The organism is Streptomyces sp. NPDC047042 (assembly GCF_040644035.1).
GTDB lineage: Bacteria > Actinomycetota > Actinomycetes > Streptomycetales > Streptomycetaceae > Streptomyces.
Map to the genome: position 1 here is coordinate 94,316 of NZ_JBEYVP010000002.1, position 16,716 is coordinate 111,031.

Sequence of the window (16,716 nt, forward strand, 5' to 3'; positions counted from 1 at the left end):
CGACGTGAGGTTTTAGCGTTGCGGGCATCGGCACTCGCCGAACACTCACCCCACAGATCTCACGAACGGCCGCTTCAGGCCCGCGTGGAGAGGCAGAGCGACATGCACGCAGCCCGGTACCACGAGTACGGCGGTGTGGAGACCCTTGTGGTCGAGCAGGCGCCGGACCCGCATCCCGGACCCGGCGAGATACGCGTCCGCGTGGCGGCGGCCGGCGTCAACCCCGTTGACTGGAAGGTGCGTTCGGGAGCGGCGCGCCAGTTGCTCCCCGTGGACCTGCCCGCGATCCCCGGGCGGGATGCCGTCGGCGTGGTCGATGAGATCGGTGAGGGCGTGCGGGGGGTGAGCATCGGCGACCGTGTCTTCGGCCTGGGCGGCGTCACCGGCGCGACAGCGGAGCTGGCGGTGCTCTCGGCCTGGGCCCAGGCGCCTGCCGCCTGGACCGACGAGCAGGCCGCCGGCGCCGGTCTGGCAGCTGTGACCGCGATGGGCGGCCTGAAGGTGCTCGGTCCCCTGAAGGGGCGCACCCTGCTGGTGGAGGGGGCCGCCGGAGGTGTGGGCAGTGCCGCTGTCGAGATCGCGGTGGCTCGGGGCGCCACAGTGATCGGGACGGCCGGCGAGCGCAACCACGGGTTCCTCACCTCTCTCGGAGCCGTTGCGACCACCTACGGCACCGGCCTCGCGCAGCGCCTCGCCACCCTGGCTCCGAACGGTGTCGACATCGCGCTCGACACCGCTGCCTCCGGGTCCCTGGCCGATCTCGTCGCGATCGTGGGCGACCCTGCCCGCGTGTCGACGGTCGCCGATCACACCAACGCGCATCGCCTGGGCGTGCATCTGGTCAACGCGGAGAACGACTCCACACTCCTTGCCGAAGCAGGCGAACTCGGCCGACTGGGCCGCTACACACCGCGCATCGAGCGGACCTACCCGCTCGAACAGATCGCGGAAGCGCACGCGTACGCCGAACGCGGGCACACCCGAGGGAAGATCGTGGTCCGCGTCTGACCGCGAGCGGGGGCCGGTTGTTGAGCTGCGGGCCGGTGGGGGCTTGTCGCGCAGTTCCCCGCGCCCCTGACGGCGCCCCAGCTGGGCGGGTTTTTAAGGGGCGCGGGGAACTGCGCGATCAGCCCCCACCGGCCCGCAGTCAGGCCGCCTGGATGAGTTCCGCGCGGCCGAACAACAGGGCGTACCCGGAAGGGAGTTGGGCGAGGATACGGCCGAGCAGCTCCTCGTCGGCGAGCTGGGCGACGATGCGCAGAACGGTGCCGGTGTCCCAGCGGGTGGTCGCCACCGAGGCGCCGGTCCGGGAGGCCAGGTCCTTGACGAAGTCCCAGCCGGTGAGGGGCTCGGCGGCGGGGAACTGGCTGGTGAAGACCACGGCGGCCTCGTACGGCAGCCTGGACGTGAGTTCCACGCGTTCGTCGCCCGTGACCTGGCGTCCGAGGGCGGCCAGTACGGCGCGTACACGCTCCTCGGCCTGGGCGCGGGTGGGGTACGCGCCCTCGTAGCGCACTCTTTCCAGCATCTGTTCGAACGTCATGCCCACGGTGGACCGGCATGGCTTCTGCTGGGTAATCATGGCTGACGCGGTCGCCTTTCTCGTCTGAGAGGGAAGGGAATGGGGGAATGGGGGAAGGGGGCCCGGCGGGCTACCGGCGGGCTACTGGCGGGCTATACGCGTTGCGTGTGGCCGAACAACAGGTCGTAGCCCACCGGGAGTTGGAGCAGGATGCGGTCGGCGAGTTCCTCGCCCGCGGCCTCCGCCGTCACGCTGAGTACGGCGCTCACGTCCCAGGCCGCGGTCCGTTCGGTGGCTCCCTCGATCCATGCCGCCGTGGCCCGGACGAACCGCTCGGGGGACAGCGGCTCACGTGCCTGGAGCGGGTTGAGCAGGATCAGGGCCAGTTCCTCCGGGAGCCGGGCCGCCAGTTCGGCGCGTACCTCGCCCACCAGATGGGCGCCCAGCAGCGCCAGTACCGTACGAGCCGCACGCTCGGCTTCCTGGGGAGTCTTGTACGCGCCGCGTTCCTTGATCTGGTCCAGGAATGGTTCCCAACGCATGACCATCGCTGCTCCCTTGCGTGGGTGGAGGGGGAGACGGGAGGGATGGTGAGTGGCCCGGATGCGGGCCACTCACCATCCCCGGCACGAGCCGGGCGGGATCAGCCGCTGATCTCCCGGTGCGTGGAGCCCCCGCCGATGGAGACCTTGCGGGGCTTGGCGCGCTCGGCGATCGGGATGCGCAGGGTCAGCACTCCCGCGTCGTAGTCCGCCTTGATGTGCTCGGTGTCCAGCGTGTCGGCCAGTACGAGCTGGCGGGAGAACACGCCCAGGGGTCGCTCGGAGAGCTCCATCTGTACGTCGTCGGCCTTGGCGACGGGCCGCCGCTCGGCCTTGACGGTCAGCATGTTCCGCTCGACGTCGATGTCGATCGCGTCGGTGGAGACACCGGGCAGGTCGAGGGAGATCACGTACTCCTCGCCCTCCCGGTAGGCGTCCATGGGCATCGCCGAGGGCCGGGACCAGGTGCCGTTCGTGTTCAGGAGCTGCTGGGTGAGCCGGTCGAGCTCACGGAAGGGATCGGTGCGCATCAACATGGGGGACACCTCCAAGGTTCGGGTCGGGCACTGCCGCCAATGCGTTCACCTGTCTTCGGTTGTAACATGTCATCGAAGTGATGACAAGTTGAGTGTCGTTGATGCGACGACATCGCGTGTTGGAGGCTCGATGACCCTTGACGACCAGCCCGCCCCGCAGGCCAAGGCGGCCCCTGGGCTCACCCCGATGTCCTTCCTCGCCGCGGCCACGGCCCTGAACACGATCCACGAGGCCCTGCACACCGCCCGGGCGTCGGGAGACGGGACCGGCCGGGATGCGGAGGACTCCGAGCGGCCCGGCAGCCCACCCGGCTCGGAGCAGGCGCTGGCCGCGCTGCTGCTGCTCCGCGAGGTGCGCGATCAGCTGGCCGAGTGGGAGCCGGGCCTGATCGAGGAGGCCAGAGAAGCGGGCGCCAGCTGGGCGGACCTGGCCCACCCCCTCGGCGTCTCCAGCCGCCAGGCCGCCGAACGCCGCTACCTGCGCGTACGCCCCGGCACCCCGGGGTCCACCGGCGAGCAACGGGTACGCGACACCCGAGACCGCCGCGCCGCCGCCCGTACGGTCACCACCTGGGCCCGCGCGAACGCGGCCGACCTGCGCCAGCTCGCCGGCCAGATCACCGCGCTCACCGACCTCCCGGCCGCTGCCCGAACCCCTCTGGCGGAACTCACCGCAGCCCTCGCCGACAACGACACGGCCGCACTGGTCGCCCCCCTGACGGTCACCGGAACGTACCTGGCCTCCGCCCACCCCGACCTGGCGGCCCGCGTCGACGACATCACCCGCCACACGACCCGCCTGCGCGACAACAGCGACAACGAGCGCCAGAACAGGGCGTGAAGCGGTCAAGCCGTGAGGCCGTCAAGCCGCCCTGGCTGTCCGGCAGTCGCGGCAGGCGGAGTGCTCCGTCCCTCGGAACGCCCGTTCGCAGCCGTCGCAGGTCTGCCACTGGAGGGCGAGCGGCAGGGGCGTGTCGGTGACCGCCGGGCGGGCCTTCGGCGGCACCGGAAGTGGTGCTTCGCGCAGCCGGAACGCCAGTACGCGTGCCGGGCGGGCCCGGAAGTGGGCGGGAAGGCCGGTGGTCAGCGCGTGGGTGATCTCCTCGGCGTTGAGGCCCTGCGAGAGCCACTCGGCCACCGCCGGAGCCAACTCCGCGACCTCGCTGCGGGACAGGATCAGCCGGCGGTCGACGATCCGGAGCGAGGCGAGAATGATGACCGCCTGGGGGTCGGCGTCGTCGAGGCCCAGTGGGGCCGGGGGCGGCGGCAGGGATGGGTCCTGGGCTAGGTCCTGGGGTACGTCCTGGGGCGGAGCGGCAACGGGCTGGAGTCCCTCGGGGATGGGCGCCTCGGTTGCCCCGCTCGCATCCGTGACTTCTGGTGCTTCCGGTGCGGACCTCCTTGGCCGGGTGGGCTGCGGCGGAAGCGGGGGTGAGGGCGGGGGTGGTCGGTCGGCGGCTCCGGGAGGTACGTCGTAGAAGAAGGTCTGCGTGCGTACCGTGCCGTTCGGTCCTCGCACCTTGCGTCGTTCCAGATATCCCGCCGCCTCCAACTCCCGCAGCGCACGCGAGATCAGGATCTCGCCCTCGTCGAAGTGGGCGCAGAGCGCGGCGATGCTGACAGGGGCGCCGTCGGGGACGGAGAGGATGTAGGCCGCGACGCCGATGGTGACGGCGCTGCCGCGCCGCTGGGCGAGGGCGTTGGCGATCACCGTGAAGTCGGCGTTGAGGCGGGTGCGTACGTGGATCACACCGGAGTTCGGGGTGTTCGACGTACCGGCGTTGGCGCTCGAGGGCGCGCTAAACTGCGTTCCAGCCATAGGGAAGTGGTGTCTTCCTGATCGGTCAGGCCCTCGCTTCAGGATTGCCGTCCTGGCGAGGGCCGTCGTCTGTTCGGGGTCGTTTCCGGGAACGTAACTCTCCGCAGCCACTCAGCGCAACCAAGTCACTCCTCAGGGTGAATGGTTCATGTTTCACCGGGGTCCGCAGGGGGGAACGGCGGGTCGGAGGAGGGTGGTTAGGTTCTTTATCCCGGTTCTTTAAATACCGGTAGGTAGGGCCGGGACGCTCCGCATCCCGGCTCACAAGGACCCGGCGCGGGTCCTGCAACCGAATCGGCCAGGTCCCGGCCGGCCACGGGGTGGCCGAGCGCCTCCCAGACCGCGAGCCAAGCGTCAGAAGGGGGAAGCGGGGATCGCGGCCCCAGTCGCCGCCTATCCCCAGCCCGCCAGCGATATCAGGGGCCCGCCCTCGAGATAGTGGCGCAGGGCGCCCGCGCTGGTGCGGATGAACTCGCCCGGCAGCGCGTCGACTTCGGCCCAGCGGACCTGGGCGTGCTTTTCGGGTTCGCGGTTCTCGGGCTCGCCGGTCCAGGCGTGGGTGACGAAGACGACGGTCAGATAGCCGTTGGGGGCTTGCACGCCCCGCGAGCCGTGAACGACGTGGGCAACCTGCAAGTCCTCCGGCTTCACCCTCAGCCCGGTCTCCTCGTACAGCTCGCGTACCGCCGTCTCGGTGATGGGCTCGCCGGGTTCGCTCTTGCCGAGGGGGAGGTCCCACATGCCCTGGCCGAACTTGGCACGCGGGCCGCGTTGCAGGATGACCACCCGGCCCGCCGCCCTGTCGTGGACGATGACGGCCGCGACCAGCACGGTCATGGAGCCGAAGGCGGGCGCGAGGGGGGTACGTGCGTCGTCGGTCATGGTGCGCCGGAGTCTAGGTGAGTGATCGGCTTGTGCCGGTGTGCGGGTGGGTGATCAGCGCGCACTGGGGTGCGGGTGCACCGCCGACCCGGCACGAGTCGTCTCCCACGTCCTCGACCGGGACCAACTCCCGGCCGCCCTGCCCGAGAAACACCTCAAGCCGGTCTTCGTCAGAGACACCATCCCCATCGAGCCCCGACCCTGACGTCGCTCATTGCGATCCCTCACCCCCGTCGTGCCAACGGCCGTTCCACCACCACGTACGACGCGAGAGCCGCCGCGACCGTCGCCACCATGCCCATCGGCAGCAGCTGGTCCTCCGTCACGCCGAGGTCGGAGAGGAGGCGGATGACGGGGTAGTGCCACAGGTACATCCCGTAGCTCAGGTTCCGGCCGACCCAGGCGAGCGCCCCGATCGACAGCAGGCGGGACGGCCACGACCGCGGGAGCAGGTCCAGCGTCGCCACCACCGTGGCCGACAGGGCGGCGGCGACCGTGAAACCGGCCGTGTACCAGACGGGGTTCCACGCGCTCGCCCCCGCGATCGGGATCTGCCAGGCGATCAGCCCCAGCAGCGCCAGCGCGGGCCAGCACAGACGTCCCGCCCAGCGGCGCAGCGACGCCAGCCGGGGGTCGTCGGCGCGGAGGCGGGCCAGGACGACGGCCAGCAGCGCGCCGATGAGGAGCTGGTCGGCGCGGGTGTCGGGCCCGTTGTAGATGCGGTGGGCCGCCGAGGGGTCCCACAGGGCGAGCCGCCACAGCAGCGGAAGTACGCACAGGGCGGCCACCCACGCCAGTACCTTCCGTGCCGTGGTGTGCCGTAGAAGTACCAGCAGCAGAAGCGGCCAGGCCAGGTAGAACTGCTCCTCCACCCCCAGCGACCAGGTGTGACTCAACGGAGAGGTGAGGTCGGAGTACGGGCCGGACTCCCCCGCCCGTACGAGGTTGACCACCGACACCGCCGCCAGCGCCGCCGCCGTCCACGCCCCGTCGAACAGCGGCAGCGGAAGCGCGAGGGAGAGGAGCGCGGTGACCGCGCACATCGCCAGCAGGGCCGGCCCGAGCCGCAGCCACCGCCGCCGGTAGAACCGGCGCAGGCCGATGCCGCCGGTGCGGGCGTACTCGGCGATCAGCAGCCGGGTGATGACGAACCCGCTGAGCGTGAAGAAGACGTCCACGGCCACCGAGCCGCCGGGCAGCGCATCCGGCGCCACGTGGTAGACGATCACCAGCACCACCGCGACCGTCCGCAGCCCGTCCAGCCCCGCCACCCGCCCACCACCACGCCGCGCCGACGGAAACCCCGGCCCGCCGCCGGATCTGCGCCGCGCTTCCCCCGTACGCCCGCTCGCGTTCTCGGCAGGTACGACGGCCAGGCGTTCGGGGACCTCGCGTAGGTCGTCCTCGCGTACGTCGGCCTCGCGTACGGCCGCCGTACCTACGGCGTCAGTCGCGTCTACGGGGCTCCGGTCGATGGGGGTGCTCATAACGACCGCGCCTGCCCAGCCGCGGCCCGGCCACACAAACTCTTATCCCCCGCACAGCTTCGGCGCCCCTTTCCGGCCGCCGCAACTCCCAAACGGCATCCTCGTCGAGCGCGCGGAGGTCGCAGCCGCCTAAAAGGCCGCGATCGGATCCGTGGCGCGTTCGCGGCGGGACAGGGTGCGCATCACCGGAAGGACGCCGTGACGAACCACGGCCATGCGGGTGAGACAGGCGATGACCAGGTTGGTGGCCTCGGCCGGCACCGACGGGGTGGGTACATCCAGGCTGACGGCAAGGTCGTCGAGGTGGACAACAAGCTCCACAAGCCGGGTCAGCAGACACTGATCGAGCGGCAGTACGTGGGCGAACACGCCGACAGGCCGATCGAGCGGCATTGTCGGCAACTGCGCTGCGAGCCGGGCGCGAGCGGCGTCAAACTCCTCGACCAGGGTGGCAGGCCCACCGGCCGCCTCCTCCTCGCCCACCTCGCGGATCCGACGCGGTACCGCATCGTCCAGCTGCGGCGCCGGGCCGGCGCCAGACAGGAAGTACGTGACAGCATCGATGGGCGTCCCGCCCGCCGGTGGCAGCTCGGCCAGCCAACGCTCGACGTTGAAGACCGCCCGGGCCAGATGCCCGGCCAGACCGCTGATCCGGAACTCGGCCAACGCACTCGGCTGCTCCCACCGTTCGGCCAGCACCGGCGAGTGCAGCAGCCGGGACGCGACCTTGGCCGTGCCGAGAAATGCGGAGATCACTTCGGCAGGCTAGCGGCCTGCCTGCCGCGTTGCCATCTTGGCAATCACTCCTCGCTCGGCAGCCTGCGGCCAGTGGCGCTGCCGTGGGCATTGATTCGGAACCGGGACCTTGGCACCCTGCTTCAGATGATCAAGCGAATCGTGGTGGTGGGGGCTGCGGGGTCCGGCAAGACCACGTTGGCCAGGCGCCTCGGGGAGGTTCTGGAGGCACCGGTCACAGACCTGGACCTGCTGTTCTGGGGGCCGGCTTGGAGTCGTGTCGACCTCAGCGCGTTCCGTGAGCGGACGCAGGAGGTGCTTGCCAACGAGCGTTGGATCATCGCAGGCAGCTACTTCAGGCAGGTTGCCGATCTGGTGTGGGCTCAAGCCGACACCGTTGTGTGGCTCGACCTGCCGCGACGAGTCTCCTTCTCACGGGTTCTCAGAAGGACTGTCCGGCAGTTCGTGCGACGCGAGGATGTCTTTCCCGGCTGCCGACAATCGCTGCGGGCGGCCTGGCGCGACCGGCTGTTCCACTCGGCCTGGAGCGAACCTGAGAAGTACCGCTCGGTGATTCAGGAGTTGCTGAACCGGCCTGAGTACAGCCACGTGCGCTTGGTCCATCTGCAGAGCAGAAAGACCGTGGCCGCTTGGTGGGCCAGCTGTGTCGAACGTGATGTCGTGCGGCTGCATGAATCCTGAACAAAGACTCCCGCACTGAGATACGAAGCCAACCCCCGTCTTCCCCTGACCTCCCACTGGGCTCGATCCGCGCTCTCAACCCTGCGGGTCCCGCGCCGGTCTACCCTGTCGCCGCGTACAGCGAGCGGCATGCGGGCGAGTAAGCGAGCGGGCGAGCGGGCGAGCGGAGACGAAACAGAATGAACAGCCGTACCGGAGACGGAGACTCGAGAAGAGTCGGCGGCAGCAGCAGAGACGGACAGCCGGGAGTGCCCGGTCCACGGACGCACCGCACACACCGGTTGCACCGGACGCGTACGACCGTACGCACCACCCGCGCGCCCCTGACCGGGCCGCTCCCTGTCGACGGCCGCAACCGCGCCGACGGCACGCCCTTGCTCTCGGAGCCCGCCCGGCGCATCGCCGCCGGAAGCGTGCTGCTGCTCCTGGTGAGCGGCGTGATCACGGTCGGGGTGTGGTTCTGCATCACCTTCCAGACCGCCGTCACGCCGGTGCTGCTCGCGCTGCTGCTGTCGGCCCTGCTCGGGCCGTTCTACCGGCGGCTCGTCCGGATGAAGGTCAACAAGTCGCTCGCCGCCGGGCTGGCCTGTGCGGCGGTCGTCGTCGTGATGGGCGGGGCCGCGTACATCGTGGTCACCTCACTGATCGACAGCGGTGACCAGATCATCAGTTCGGTGCAGGCCGCGGCGAAGGACCTCAGCGACCGGTTCGAGACGGTCGGCAACGCCCTCGACGAACTCGCCGCGAACGCCAAGGACCTGCTGTCCAAGTTCGGCGGTACCGCGCTGTCCGGTGTGCTGAGCGGCGTCAGCCTGCTCACCGAGATGATCGCCACCGGAACTCTCGCCCTGCTGCTCCTGTTCTTCTTCCTCCGTGACTCCGACAGGGCCATGGCCTCGCTGCACACGCTCGCACCCCGTGGCTCCGGCGCGACCCTGGAGGTCATGGCCCGCCGCGCCTTCCAGGCGATCGAGGGCTTCATGCTGGGGACGACGATCATCGCCTTCATCGATGCCCTCTGCATCACCATCGGCCTGCTCATCCTCGGGGTGCCGGGCGCCATCGGGCTCGGGGCGCTGGTGTTCATAGGCGCGTACATCCCCTATCTCGGCGCCTTCCTCTCGGGCGCGGTCGCGATCCTCGTCGCGTTCGCGGACGGTGGCCTCAACACCATGCTGTGGGTACTCGGCATAGTCGTGGCGGTGCAGTTCCTCGAGGGGAACGTGCTCCAGCCGATGATCCAGAGCCGTACGCTCCAGATGCACCCGGCGGTGATCCTCCTCGCCCTCACGGCGGGCGCCTCCCTCGCAGGCATCCTCGGCATGCTCCTCTCCGTACCGCTGACGGCGGCGGCCTTCGGGGTGCTCTCGGAAATGCGCGGACGGTACGAGGAGGGGGCCGGCGGTCGGAGCGCCGAGGCGTGAGGGGAGTGGGCTGACGTGAAAGGGGACGACGACATGGACGGTATGGAGACGGCGAGGCTGGTGCTCCGGAGGTTCACCCCGGCGGACGCGCCCGCGTTGGCGGCGTACCGGTCGGATCCCGAGGTGAGCCGGTATCAGGGCTGGGAGCCTCCGGTGCCGCTGGCGGAGGCCGAGGAGCTGGCGGCCACGTTCTCGGCGGGGGATCCGCGCGCTCATGGGTGGTTCCAGTACGCCGTCGAGCGGAAGGACGTACCCGGGCTGATCGGCGACATCGGGGTGTGCCGGAGCGAGGACGGACGGCAGGCCCAGCTGGGCTTCACGTTCGCGCCGGAGTTCCAGGGACAGGGGTACGCCGGCGAGGCGGTCGCGCGGATCGTGCGGTTCCTGCTGGTGGAGGAGGGGCTGCACAGGCTCTCGGCGGGCTGCGACGCGCGCAACGTCCGCTCGGCGAGGCTGCTGGAACGCGGGGGCTTCCGCCGCGAGGGCCACCTTGTCCAGAGCCTGTGGATGAAGGGGGAGTGGACCGACGACGTGGTCTTCGGCCTCCTCGCCTCGGAGTACTCGGAGTACGAGGGCACGCCGGGCGGCCGCTGAGCGGGCGCGGGGGAGGATCAGTGCCCCGCGTGGCAGGCGGAGTTGGCCTGCGGAACCGGGTCGGCGTCCGGTTGCAGTGCCTCGCGTAACCGGAACAGTGAGTCGAACTCCGCGTGCTGCGCGAACCGTTTGAGAAGAGTGCCGATGAGCCGGTCGTCGCCCGCTCTCACCGCGCGGACGATGCACGGTATGGCCCAGCAGTCGTCGCTGCGGTGGGCCTCGGTCTGCTCCTGCGTGAGCGTCTGTGTGAGCTTCTGTGTGAGTTGCTGCATATGCCTGTGGTAGCAGCATGCGCGGCCATGCCGGGCACGCCGACGCTCGTTCGGGTGAAAGAGACACGCTGGACGCATACGGGGCGGGGGGACGGGCAACGCGCGCACGAGGGGTGACCCGGCGATCAACCGGGCCACCCCTCGACGAGAGCCGCAACCCGTCAGTCGATGCCGCGCACCTTGATCGAGTAGATACCGCGCCCGTGCGTGGCCGCGTACAGGGTGCTGCCGTCGGGGCCCAGCTTCAGCTGGAGTACGGCGACGGCCGGGAGGTCGCCCACGCGCTGCCACGAGGTCCGGCCCGGCGCGCGGTAGACCACGCCCAGGTCGGTGCCGACGGCCAGGCCGCCGTTCGGTGTGACCACGGCGGAGTCGGCCGGCACGTCGGGGAAGTTCCTGGAGATGTCCTTCCAGGTGGTGCCGCCGTCCTTGGACTCGAAGACATGGCCGACGCCCGCACCCGGCCCCTCGGTCCACTGCCGGGAGAACCCGTTGACCGTGAGGAACACGTGGTCGGCGTTCTTCGGGTCGACGGCGAAGCCGCTGAGGTAGCGGTTGGGCACGGTCCCGTCGACGGGAAGGGCGATGTCGTGCCAGCCGGTGCCTCCCCCAGACTCCGTCCGGGAGGTGCCCCCAGCGTTGCCGACGGAGATGCCGCGCGCGAAGCCCTGGTTGTTGCAGGGGCCGCACCAGGCCGCGTAGACCTTGCCGCCGGAGGCCGCGACGGCTGTCGCGGTGCGGCCGGCGCCGAGGTCGTACACGCTGGTCCACTCGTCGCCGCTGCGGATGGCGTACCCATGGGTCTGCACCCACACGTGACGGCCGCCCGCGACCCACGTCGAGGGGTTCTTCGCGTCGGCCGCGAGCGGGGCGATGAAGCGGGCCTCGCCGGTGGCGTTGTCCGCCGGGGCGACGTTGTACGACGTGACCTTGCTGTCGTCGTCGATCCAACTGCCGTCGTTGACCGCGCAGTTCTGGGTCACCTGGATTGAGAGATAGACGTACTCCTCCGCGATGTCACAGCCGTTGGCGGGGTTGGTGAGGGTGTCGCCGCCGTCGCCGCCGAAGTTGGAGCCCATCACCCGGTCGTCGCTGCGCAGCACGGACTGGCCGTTGTCCTGGAGGCCGCCGGTCACGGAGACGCCGCCGTGGTCGAGGTCCCTGCCGATGCCGACCGAGTAGTACTGCAGGGTGTCGATGGTCCCGTCGTTGAGGGAGGTCCAGTCGGTGGCGTGTCCGGCGGCGTCCTGCCGGCCGCCCAGGGGGCGCTTGTAGACGCCGCCGTCGTTGCCGACGTACACGAAGCTCTTGCCGTGGTAGCGGCCGATCGCGACGCCGTGCTGGTCGGAGTGGGTGGTCTGCGGGCAGTCGCCGCTCTGCTTGGCCGGGTCGATGCTCCAGCAGGAGAAGCCGAAGTTCCAGTACGGGCCCACGGTCGACCAGGTGCCGCCGCCGTCCTTGGACTCGTAGACCTCCTCGAGCCCCGCGTACACATGCTGCGGGTCGCTCGGGTCGACGGTCAGGAACTGGTTGTACCAGGCCTGTACGCCGGGCATGTAGCCGCTGGACGTCAGCGCCGAACCGGAGGCGGCCAGGCCCTCGTAGTCCGCGATCTTTGTCCAAGGGCCGGTCGGGGAGCCGGACTTGGAGACGTAGAAACCCTCCAGGCCGCTGTCCGGGTTGGTGTTCAGCTGCTCCGGCGACTGGTCGATGGCGTAGTAGCGGGAGCCGTCGGCAGAGCGGGCGAAGGTGACGTTGCCGACGCCGTCCGGGTCGGCCGGCAGATCGCCCAGGCCGCTGGTGATCCGGGTCCAGGTGCCGCCCGCACCCTTGGTGTAGAAGCCGTTGTAGTCGTCACCGCTGCGCCAACCGACCGCGAGGACAACCTTGTTGGGGTTCTTCGGGTCGATCGCGATGTCGTTGGCGATGTTCTTGTACGGGGCGTCGGGGTCGGCCGCCTCCGAACCGCCGGGCAGGAACTCGGGGTTGGGGGCGAACTCCAGTTTCCAGTCGCCCTTCAGCGTCTTCGTGGAGTGGCTCCACACGCCCTTGCTGGTCGCCGCCCACACCTTGCCGCCGCCGAAGCGCAGTTGGTGGACGGTGGTGGACTCCAGCTCGTCGCCGCCGACCCGGGCCCGGGAGGAGAACGTGCCGTGGTGCGGATCGGTCAGGACATAGACGCCGCTGCCGAGGTAGGCGTCCGCGTTGGTCGTCGCCTCACCGGTGCCCAGCCACAGCCGCCCGGCCTGGTCGAGGGCCAGCGCGCCGGTGGACTGTGCGGGCAGCCGGTCGCTGATGGCCTGCCAGTGCCCTCCGCCCGACCTGGACCGCCACACCCCGCCGCCCGCGCTGCCGGCGTACACGTACCCGTCGTCGTCGGCGGCCATCGCCGCCATACGGCCCGTCACATTGCCGGAGCCACCACTGGAGTTGGAGTCGATGTCCCGGTACCGCGGATCGTCGGAGTTGTAGGGAAGGTCGGTAACGTTCCGCCAACTACCCCCACTACTGGGCAGGTTGTTCAGACTCTGCCACGCGGCGCCGTACGCGCCCGGTGCGACCACACCGGGTGAGGTGCGGGCCTCGGCGTACTGGTCCGCGCCCTCCGCGATCTCGTCGGCCTCATTACCGTCGTCCCCGTCACCTTCGCCGTCACCGTCCTCGCCCTTCAGACTCGGGGTGAGAGCGCCGACCGACTGGGCGCGTTGCGTGGCGAGTTGGTCGAGAACGCGGGGCCCGAAGGGGCTGGTGCCCCCGCCGGGCGCGGCGCTCGCGGGCAGCGCGACGAGGGCGGCGGAGGCGGTGAGGGAACAGATCGTGAGCCATCGTCTTCTGCGGGTTGGTGTTGACACCGGGTCCTCCCAGAACGGGCGTGGGGAACGGCCGTAACAGCCGTCGCAGGGACCCGATCACGGGCAGCGGAAGCGGCGGCCCGCACTTGGACATCCTTTGACCAGAACCTGCCGCTTCGTGTACAGCTCACATCCGGCTCATGGCGCGGCGAGGGTCTGGCCGCCTGTCGTGAACCACCGAGCACGGCGAGAACAGCGGCCGGGTGCGATGCGGTTACCCGGGCCGACCGTCCACGTTGTGGTCCAGAAGTTCCCGGGTGCGGCGCAGCAGCGCTTCCCGTACCTCGTCCGGTGACACGACCCGCAGTGGTGTGGCCAGGGTGAGAAGGTATCTGGCGAGGCCGTCCGCGTCGGGGCCGCCGATGTCGACGATCGTCGCGCCGGGGCCTTCCTGGCGGTGGGTACCGACCGTCGGGGGGATCATCCGCAGCGCGTGCTCCATGGGCAGCGGGAGGCGGATCCTCACGTAGAGGGGGTAGGCGCCGGCCGCGATGGAGCGGGAGACCAACAGTGCCGGGTCGGGTGGGTCGACGAGTTCCACCCGGCCTCCGGTCGGCTGTATCCGGTCCACCCTGTCGGCCCGGAAGGTACGCCACTCGTCGCGTGTCACATCCCGGGCGACGAAGTACCAACGGCGGCCCGTGTGCACCAGGCGGTACGGGTCGACGTCCCGGACAGTGGCCTTGCCCTCCCGGTCGCGGTACGACAGACGGCTGCGCTCGCCCCGACGGCACACGGCGGCCAGTTCCAGCAGAGTGCCGGGCGCGATCTGCGGCTCTTCGGGCCTCGGGGTGTGGACAAAGGCGGCGTCCATCTCGCCCAGCCGGTCCGCGATCCGGCGGGGCAGAACCTGACGGAGCTTCAACAGGGCGGACAGTGCGGCCTGGTCACCGCCGAGGACACCGCTGAGCGCGGCTTCGCGCAGCTCGACAGCCACGGCGAGTGCCTCCTCGTCGTCGAGGATCAACGGCGGCACCTGGCTTCCGGCACGGAGGCGATAGCCGCCCCACGGTCCCGGGTCGGACTCGACGCCGTAGCCGAGTTCGCGCAGCCTCGCGACATCCCGCCGTACCGTGCGGTCGGTGACCGCCAACTGGTCGGCCAACTCGCCGCAGGTCCACGACGGCCGCGCGCACAGCAGTGAGACCAGTCGCAGCAGACGGGCGGAGGTGCTGATCATGCCCCGAAGTGTCCCGCACGATGCCGCGTAACCAGGACCGAATCTGTCCTGGTCCCGCCGTAGGGTCCTGCACATGCGCACGGGAAACGTGACAGAGCCGAAAGACATGACAGAGATGACAGAGATGACAGAGACGAAGGACAGGACAGAGACGAAGGACAGGACAGAGACGAACGACAGGACAGAGATGGCAGACACGACGAAAGCGCCCACGCCCGCGATCCGCTACGCGGCAGTCACCTTCGACTGTCCGGACCCCGCCGAACTCGCCCGCTTCTACGGCGACGCCCTGGGCCTGCCCGTCACCTACTCCTCCGACGACTTCGTCATGCTCGGCCAGGAAGGCTCGGCCGGACTGGGGTTCAACCGCCTGGCCGACTACCGGCCCCCGACCTGGCCGGACCCGTCGCAGGAGAAGCAGGCCCACCTCGAACTGGGCGTCGACGACCTGCACGAGGCCCAGTCCCGGCTGCTCGCGCTGGGGGCCGTCGAGCCCGCCGTACAGCCGCAACCCGACCGTTGGCGGGTCCTGTTGGATCCTGCCGGCCACCCCTTCTGCATCACCACTATGGTCTGAGCATGATCGGCAGACTGATGACGATGACCGCCCACCCGGGCCGCGGCGGCGAACTCGCGGCCGTCCTGCTCAGGGTGGCGCGGAACCTGCGTGGATTCCCCGGCTGCGAGATCTATCTGATCAGCCAGGACGCGGCAGATCCGGACACGGTGCACATCACCGAGGTCTGGCGGGACGACGCCAGCGCTCAGGCAGCCCTAGCCGCTCCACCGACAGCCGACGGCCCGGCCCCCGCGGATGTCCTGGCACTGCTGTCGTCCCCACCGAGCCGCACGGACCTCACAGTCCTGGGCGGAGTGGGCTTCCCCGCAGATCAAGCAGATCAAGCAGATCGGTAGGCGGCAGGCGGTAGGCCGAGTCGGGGTGGGCGTCGTGGGCGGTGCTGTGGCTCAGTACGGGCTGGTCTCGCCCTCGGTCGTCACGCCGATGGTGTTCAGGAAGTTGCGGACGAGCTGGTAGCAGCCGACCGTGATGACGAGGTCGGAGAGCTGACCCACGCTGAGGAACTCCAGCACTTCGGCGCGCTCGGCCTCGCTCAGGGTGTGCCGGGAGAGCAGAGGGTCCGTGCAACGGAGCACCGCCAGCCCTTCGCTGGAACCGCCGACGGCAGCGGCGAGCGCCGCCTGGCTCATACCGACCAGCCGGCCGATGCTCTCGTGGTGATGAAGCTCGTACGGCGCCTGGTAGACGTGCCCGACCCGCACGATGACGAGTTCGCGCAGCTGATCGGGCAGCGAGCTGCCCCGCAGGATCGCGTCGGCCAACTGCAGCATGCCGGGGGCGAGTTCGGGGGAGTGCATGATGGGCTGCCCGTCCTCGACCAGGCGGCACAGGTGACCCGCGGTTCAGGCTGAGCCACCAGCCGGCGCGGCATCGAGGGCATCCGAGAGGGCCGCACGGACGAGCAGGGAGCACACGTGCCGAAGCACCAACAACGTCTGATCACAGAGAAGCAGTTCCACGACGCGACGTTGATCTGGAACCACCACCAGATGGGCCACGAGCTGCGGCCCTGTTCGGCGGCGATCGGGCTGGGCAGCCACGACCTGGGGGTGGCCGGTACGGCAGCCGACCTCTACCGTGCCGGTCTCTTCCCCGTCGTGGTGTTCAGCGGCGGCAACAGCCCGACCACCCGAGCCCGCTTCCCTCGCGGCGAGGCCGTCCACTACCGCGAGCACGCCCTGAGCAGGGGTGTGCCGGACGAGGCGATCCTGGTCGAGCCGAAGGCGGCCAACACCGGCCAGAACATCGTGCTCTCCCGCGCGCTACTGGCCGAGGCGGGCGTTGCGGTGGAGTCGCTGCTGCTCATCTCCAAGCCGTACATGGAGCGTCGCTCCTACGCGACTTGCCGCAAGCTGTGGCCCGAGGCGGAAGTCGTCTGCGCCTCCGAGCCACTTGAGCTGGACGACTACATCAAGTCCATCGGCGACGAGAAGCTCGTCATCGACATGCTCGTCGGCGACCTGCAACGGGTGATCGAGTACCCGAAGCTCGGCTTCGCCGTCGAGCAGGAGGTACCGAGGGACGTCATGGAGGCCTACGAGCGCCTCGTGCGTGCTGGATTCGACAGTCGCCTTGTCACGACCTGACGA

20 protein-coding genes are annotated in these 16,716 nt (G+C 70.0%); 9 read left to right on the top strand and 11 right to left on the bottom strand.

The window, feature by feature from the left end; all coding sequences use genetic code 11:
- The first annotated feature begins 102 nt into the window (after nt 1–102).
- Nucleotides 103–1,008 carry an NADP-dependent oxidoreductase gene (locus tag ABZ855_RS02215; RefSeq protein ID WP_360799522.1) on the top strand — a complete coding sequence of 302 codons (906 nt, stop codon included), beginning with the start codon at nt 103–105 and terminating at the stop codon, nt 1,006–1,008.
- A gap of 139 nt (nt 1,009–1,147) precedes the next feature.
- Here the strand turns inward: ABZ855_RS02215 and ABZ855_RS02220 are convergent, their stop codons facing one another.
- The 3 genes from ABZ855_RS02220 to ABZ855_RS02230 form a co-directional block, all read right to left on the bottom strand.
- The gene (locus ABZ855_RS02220) at nt 1,148–1,543 is read right to left on the bottom strand and encodes a DUF2267 domain-containing protein (protein WP_360799524.1); all 396 of its coding nucleotides are present in this window, start codon (nt 1,541–1,543) and stop codon (nt 1,148–1,150) included.
- A gap of 131 nt (nt 1,544–1,674) precedes the next feature.
- Nucleotides 1,675–2,070, bottom strand: a complete 396-nt coding sequence (locus ABZ855_RS02225) for a DUF2267 domain-containing protein (RefSeq protein WP_360799527.1) — start codon at nt 2,068–2,070, stop codon at nt 1,675–1,677.
- A 95-nt stretch (nt 2,071–2,165) separates the two neighbouring features.
- Entirely contained in the window at nt 2,166–2,600 is a 435-nt protein-coding gene (locus ABZ855_RS02230; protein ID WP_360799530.1) for an Hsp20/alpha crystallin family protein, read from the bottom strand.
- Between the two features lie 130 nt (nt 2,601–2,730).
- Here ABZ855_RS02230 and ABZ855_RS02235 point away from each other — a divergent pair, with 130 nt between their 5' ends.
- On the top strand, nt 2,731–3,441 hold the full coding sequence (locus tag ABZ855_RS02235) for a type III effector protein (protein WP_360799533.1): 711 nt from the start codon (nt 2,731–2,733) through the stop codon (nt 3,439–3,441).
- Between the two features lie 21 nt (nt 3,442–3,462).
- Here ABZ855_RS02235 and ABZ855_RS02240 read toward each other — a convergent pair whose 3' ends face one another.
- Both ABZ855_RS02240 and ABZ855_RS02245 read right to left on the bottom strand, forming a co-directional pair.
- Nucleotides 3,463–4,419 carry a hypothetical protein gene (locus ABZ855_RS02240; protein WP_360799536.1) on the bottom strand — a complete coding sequence of 319 codons (957 nt, stop codon included), beginning with the start codon at nt 4,417–4,419 and terminating at the stop codon, nt 3,463–3,465.
- A gap of 393 nt (nt 4,420–4,812) precedes the next feature.
- A complete protein-coding gene (locus tag ABZ855_RS02245; RefSeq protein WP_360799539.1) occupies nt 4,813–5,301 on the bottom strand; it encodes an NUDIX domain-containing protein in 489 nt (162 codons plus the stop codon).
- A gap of 46 nt (nt 5,302–5,347) precedes the next feature.
- Between ABZ855_RS02245 and ABZ855_RS02250 the strand changes: the two genes are divergently transcribed.
- Nucleotides 5,348–5,506, top strand: a complete 159-nt coding sequence (locus ABZ855_RS02250) for a hypothetical protein (RefSeq protein WP_360800307.1) — start codon at nt 5,348–5,350, stop codon at nt 5,504–5,506.
- A 19-nt stretch (nt 5,507–5,525) separates the two neighbouring features.
- Here the strand turns inward: ABZ855_RS02250 and ABZ855_RS02255 are convergent, their stop codons facing one another.
- Together ABZ855_RS02255 and ABZ855_RS02260 are read right to left on the bottom strand one after the other, a co-directional pair.
- Nucleotides 5,526–6,788: an acyltransferase gene (locus ABZ855_RS02255; RefSeq protein ID WP_360799542.1), complete on the bottom strand. Its 1,263-nt coding sequence runs from the start codon at nt 6,786–6,788 to the stop codon at nt 5,526–5,528.
- A 129-nt stretch (nt 6,789–6,917) separates the two neighbouring features.
- The gene (locus tag ABZ855_RS02260; protein ID WP_360799545.1) at nt 6,918–7,544 is read right to left on the bottom strand and encodes a maleylpyruvate isomerase N-terminal domain-containing protein; all 627 of its coding nucleotides are present in this window, start codon (nt 7,542–7,544) and stop codon (nt 6,918–6,920) included.
- Between the two features lie 126 nt (nt 7,545–7,670).
- Here ABZ855_RS02260 and ABZ855_RS02265 point away from each other — a divergent pair, with 126 nt between their 5' ends.
- The 3 genes from ABZ855_RS02265 (at nt 7,671) to ABZ855_RS02275 (ending at nt 10,243) form a co-directional block, all read left to right on the top strand.
- On the top strand, nt 7,671–8,225 hold the full coding sequence (locus tag ABZ855_RS02265) for an adenylate kinase (protein WP_360799548.1): 555 nt from the start codon (nt 7,671–7,673) through the stop codon (nt 8,223–8,225).
- Nucleotides 8,226–8,473: 248 nt separating this feature from the next.
- Nucleotides 8,474–9,649, top strand: coding sequence for an AI-2E family transporter (locus tag ABZ855_RS02270; RefSeq protein WP_360799551.1), 1,176 nt, complete (start codon nt 8,474–8,476; stop codon nt 9,647–9,649).
- Between the two features lie 15 nt (nt 9,650–9,664).
- Nucleotides 9,665–10,243: a GNAT family protein gene (locus ABZ855_RS02275; RefSeq protein ID WP_360799554.1), complete on the top strand. Its 579-nt coding sequence runs from the start codon at nt 9,665–9,667 to the stop codon at nt 10,241–10,243.
- A gap of 17 nt (nt 10,244–10,260) precedes the next feature.
- Here ABZ855_RS02275 and ABZ855_RS02280 read toward each other — a convergent pair whose 3' ends face one another.
- From ABZ855_RS02280 to ABZ855_RS02290, 3 genes are all read right to left on the bottom strand, one after another.
- Nucleotides 10,261–10,515, bottom strand: coding sequence for a hypothetical protein (locus ABZ855_RS02280; protein WP_360799557.1), 255 nt, complete (start codon nt 10,513–10,515; stop codon nt 10,261–10,263).
- 161 nt (nt 10,516–10,676) lie between these two features.
- On the bottom strand, nt 10,677–13,367 hold the full coding sequence (locus ABZ855_RS02285; protein WP_360799560.1) for a glycosyl hydrolase: 2,691 nt from the start codon (nt 13,365–13,367) through the stop codon (nt 10,677–10,679).
- Nucleotides 13,368–13,581: 214 nt separating this feature from the next.
- Entirely contained in the window at nt 13,582–14,547 is a 966-nt protein-coding gene (locus ABZ855_RS02290; protein ID WP_360799563.1) for a YafY family protein, read from the bottom strand.
- Between the two features lie 187 nt (nt 14,548–14,734).
- Here ABZ855_RS02290 and ABZ855_RS02295 point away from each other — a divergent pair, with 187 nt between their 5' ends.
- Together ABZ855_RS02295 and ABZ855_RS02300 are read left to right on the top strand one after the other, a co-directional pair.
- A complete protein-coding gene (locus ABZ855_RS02295) occupies nt 14,735–15,124 on the top strand; it encodes a VOC family protein (RefSeq protein WP_360799566.1) in 390 nt (129 codons plus the stop codon).
- 2 nt (nt 15,125–15,126) lie between these two features.
- On the top strand, nt 15,127–15,462 hold the full coding sequence (locus ABZ855_RS02300; protein ID WP_360799569.1) for an antibiotic biosynthesis monooxygenase family protein: 336 nt from the start codon (nt 15,127–15,129) through the stop codon (nt 15,460–15,462).
- Nucleotides 15,463–15,513: 51 nt separating this feature from the next.
- Here ABZ855_RS02300 and ABZ855_RS02305 read toward each other — a convergent pair whose 3' ends face one another.
- Nucleotides 15,514–15,924 (bottom strand): carboxymuconolactone decarboxylase family protein, encoded by a 411-nt coding sequence (locus tag ABZ855_RS02305; protein ID WP_360799572.1) that lies wholly within the window; start codon nt 15,922–15,924, stop codon nt 15,514–15,516.
- A gap of 117 nt (nt 15,925–16,041) precedes the next feature.
- Between ABZ855_RS02305 and ABZ855_RS02310 the strand changes: the two genes are divergently transcribed.
- Nucleotides 16,042–16,713 (top strand): YdcF family protein, encoded by a 672-nt coding sequence (locus ABZ855_RS02310; protein WP_360799575.1) that lies wholly within the window; start codon nt 16,042–16,044, stop codon nt 16,711–16,713.
- The last annotated feature ends 3 nt before the right edge of the window (nt 16,714–16,716 follow it).

Excerpts from the sequence above, each read along its gene's own strand:
- ABZ855_RS02220 (WP_360799524.1), bottom strand. The coding sequence starts at position 1,543 with ATGACGTTCGAACAGATGCTGGAAAGAGTGCGCTACGAGGGCGCGTAC.
- ABZ855_RS02215 (WP_360799522.1), top strand. The coding sequence starts at position 103 with ATGCACGCAGCCCGGTACCACGAGTACGGCGGTGTGGAGACCCTTGTG.
- ABZ855_RS02295 (WP_360799566.1), top strand. The coding sequence starts at position 14,735 with ATGGCAGACACGACGAAAGCGCCCACGCCCGCGATCCGCTACGCGGCA.
- ABZ855_RS02290 (WP_360799563.1), bottom strand. The coding sequence starts at position 14,547 with ATGATCAGCACCTCCGCCCGTCTGCTGCGACTGGTCTCACTGCTGTGC.
- ABZ855_RS02245 (WP_360799539.1), bottom strand. The coding sequence starts at position 5,301 with ATGACCGACGACGCACGTACCCCCCTCGCGCCCGCCTTCGGCTCCATG.
- ABZ855_RS02280 (WP_360799557.1), bottom strand. The coding sequence starts at position 10,515 with ATGCAGCAACTCACACAGAAGCTCACACAGACGCTCACGCAGGAGCAG.
- ABZ855_RS02240 (WP_360799536.1), bottom strand. The coding sequence starts at position 4,419 with ATGGCTGGAACGCAGTTTAGCGCGCCCTCGAGCGCCAACGCCGGTACG.
- ABZ855_RS02265 (WP_360799548.1), top strand. The coding sequence starts at position 7,671 with ATGATCAAGCGAATCGTGGTGGTGGGGGCTGCGGGGTCCGGCAAGACC.
- ABZ855_RS02230 (WP_360799530.1), bottom strand. The coding sequence starts at position 2,600 with ATGTTGATGCGCACCGATCCCTTCCGTGAGCTCGACCGGCTCACCCAG.
- ABZ855_RS02305 (WP_360799572.1), bottom strand. The coding sequence starts at position 15,924 with ATGCACTCCCCCGAACTCGCCCCCGGCATGCTGCAGTTGGCCGACGCG.
- ABZ855_RS02255 (WP_360799542.1), bottom strand. The coding sequence starts at position 6,788 with ATGAGCACCCCCATCGACCGGAGCCCCGTAGACGCGACTGACGCCGTA.
- ABZ855_RS02225 (WP_360799527.1), bottom strand. The coding sequence starts at position 2,070 with ATGGTCATGCGTTGGGAACCATTCCTGGACCAGATCAAGGAACGCGGC.
- ABZ855_RS02300 (WP_360799569.1), top strand. The coding sequence starts at position 15,127 with ATGATCGGCAGACTGATGACGATGACCGCCCACCCGGGCCGCGGCGGC.
- ABZ855_RS02235 (WP_360799533.1), top strand. The coding sequence starts at position 2,731 with ATGACCCTTGACGACCAGCCCGCCCCGCAGGCCAAGGCGGCCCCTGGG.